General features: G+C 40.8%; 3 protein-coding genes. All 3 read right to left on the bottom strand.

The window, feature by feature from the left end; all coding sequences use genetic code 11:
- A partial coding sequence (cobI, locus tag AFK68_RS01685; RefSeq protein ID WP_094671125.1) for a precorrin-2 C(20)-methyltransferase occupies positions 1-554 on the bottom strand: 554 nt, incomplete at its 3' end.
- Between the two features lie 511 nt (positions 555-1,065).
- A complete protein-coding gene (locus AFK68_RS01675) occupies positions 1,066-1,260 on the bottom strand; it encodes a precorrin-8X methylmutase (RefSeq protein ID WP_256386459.1) in 195 nt (64 codons plus the stop codon).
- Between the two features lie 13 nt (positions 1,261-1,273).
- The coding region (locus tag AFK68_RS01670; RefSeq protein WP_094671127.1) for a precorrin-8X methylmutase at positions 1,274-1,899 on the bottom strand (626 nt) is incomplete at its 3' end.
- Between the last annotated feature and the right edge of the window lie 531 nt (positions 1,900-2,430).

Below are 2,430 nucleotides of genomic sequence, written 5' to 3'. Positions count from 1 at the left end.
ATCTTGCAGACTTTGGTAAAATGTCTGCCTAATTTGATAATTACCATTGCATCAGCAACAGTAAGGCGATCGCGTAACTTAATCTCATCCAAAGTAGCGGGGATAATACTCAAGACATCGTTGCGGTAAGTAATTGGCACACCGAGCATGGCAGCACTTGCCATTGTTGAGGAAATTCCCGGTACAACTTCCGTGGGAAACTGCCCCGAAAGTCGCTGAAAAACATACATAAATGACCCATATAACATCGGTTCCCCCTCACATAAAACCGCCACATCTTGCCCAACTTTTAGATATTCGCCAATCTGTTCCGCAGCTTTATCATAATAGGGTTGGGATGATTCTTTAAAACTAAAAGGCAAAGACATAGGAATTTCAATTTGGTCAGAACGAATAAACTCAGCAGCGATCGCCCGTGCCAAAGATTTGCCATTTTCTGAGATAGGGTAAGCAATTACTGGAACAGTAGTTAAAATGCGGTGTGCTTTGAGAGTCAGTAACTCTGGATCTCCCGGTCCAATACCTAATCCATATAGTTTTCCTAATTTTGTCATTCCTGAATTATACCAGTTTGAAAAAAGTTTGTTTGTGTTTGTAGTTAGGTTTTAGTCCCTCCCCAATATATTTTTGTAATATATAATCCGGCTGAAAAATGGTTACTACTAGCATAGGAAGCAATCTCAGGGGTTTCACGAGATTGCTATCCGTTCCGGAATGCTCCGCAAACCTTCCACTCCGTTCCAGTCCCAATGACTTACAATAACTAATCATCCGAATTTGACATAAAGCCCAACTATGAACGTAATTATAACTGTTTTATTTTCTAAACTTTCTAGAGATTTTGCCAAAATATAATATTATATAGCACTACGAAAAAGTGTTAGGATTTTAATAAAATTGAAATCTTTTAAAACCAATAGTTTTGACTTGAGCTGAATGGTATTTGCGGAGCATTCCGGCACGGAAATGCTTAAAGGTATATAGGACTAAGTTAATTAGTTAGGACATTTATAAATTCTCAAAGTTAGTCACGAATTACTTCTGACTTCTGACTTGCGCGTAGCGCTATACCTCACTTTCCTTTGCTAAAGCATTTACCGCAGCAGCAGCTATAGCACTTCCTCCGCGTCGTCCATGCAGTGTGATAAATGGAACGCCTCGACTATTGCTTGCCAGTTCGGCTTTTGACTCTGCTGCACCGACAAACCCTACAGGAAAACCTAAAATCAGGGCAGGTTTTGCCATCCCCTCATCTAACAATTCTAGTAAGTGNACCTCACTTTCCTTTGCTAAAGCATTTACCGCAGCAGCAGCTATAGCACTTCCTCCGCGTCGTCCATGCAGTGTGATAAATGGAACGCCTCGACTATTGCTTGCCAGTTCGGCTTTTGACTCTGCTGCACCGACAAACCCTACAGGAAAACCTAAAATCAGGGCAGGTTTTGCCATCCCCTCATCTAACAATTCTAGTAAGTGAAACAGTGCAGTTGGAGCATTGCCAATAGCGACAACAGAACCATGAATCAGAGGTTTCCATAACTCGACAGCAGTCGCCGAGCGAGTATTATTAATTTGTTGCGCCATTTCTGGTACTTCTGGATAATTGAGGGTGCAAATAACTTCATTCTTGGCAGGTAAGCGATGGCGAATAATTCCATTGGCTACCATTTGAACATCACAGAGAATAGGTGCGCCCTTAATTAATGCAGTGCGACCTATTTTTACTGCATCCAGTGAAGTTGCTAAGTCTTCTACAATATCTGTCATTCCACAGGCGTGAATTAGTCTTATTGCAACATGAGCTAAGTCGGTAGGCAAACTATCTAGGTTTGCTTCAGAGCGAATCATAGTAAAAGATTGGCGGTAAATTTCTTCGCCATTGCGAATGTAATCAATCATAGGTTAGGGAATAGGGAATAGAGATTAGTATTAAACTGTACCTCATATCAAATCCGTTGGCTTCGGAGTATTATAAGAAACTGGGTTTATGGGAGATAGATGGTAGGGACGCCCTTATGCAACGTCCCTACAAGGGTATTTCATATAAACCCGGTTTCTACACTTTTTTACACCGATACTAGCGGATTTAATATCACTATCCTCAAAAGTTTCGTAGGTAATTCTTTTTCATCCTCCAAGAATTTATTTCTTGCTTTACAAGGGAATAGGGAATAGGGAATAGGGAATAGGGAGTAGGGAATAGGGAGTAGGGAGTAGGGAGTAGGGAATAGAGATTAGTATTAAACTGTACCTCACTATCCTCAAAAGTGCCATAGGTAATTCTTTTTCATCCTCCAAGAATTTATTTCTTGCTTTACAGCAGAAGTCTACCTTTAATATCATCAGGACTTACGCATAGCCACTATATCTAGTAGGGGTTAACGGCCGTTAACCCCTACAGGTGGTGTATATTTTCATGTTTTGCGTAAG

It is taken from the genome of Hydrocoleum sp. CS-953 (genome assembly GCF_002260545.1).
GTDB lineage: Bacteria > Cyanobacteriota > Cyanobacteriia > Cyanobacteriales > Microcoleaceae > Trichodesmium.
The sequence above is the reverse complement of the archived record's forward strand: the minus strand, read 5'-3'. Positions and strand labels throughout refer to the sequence as shown.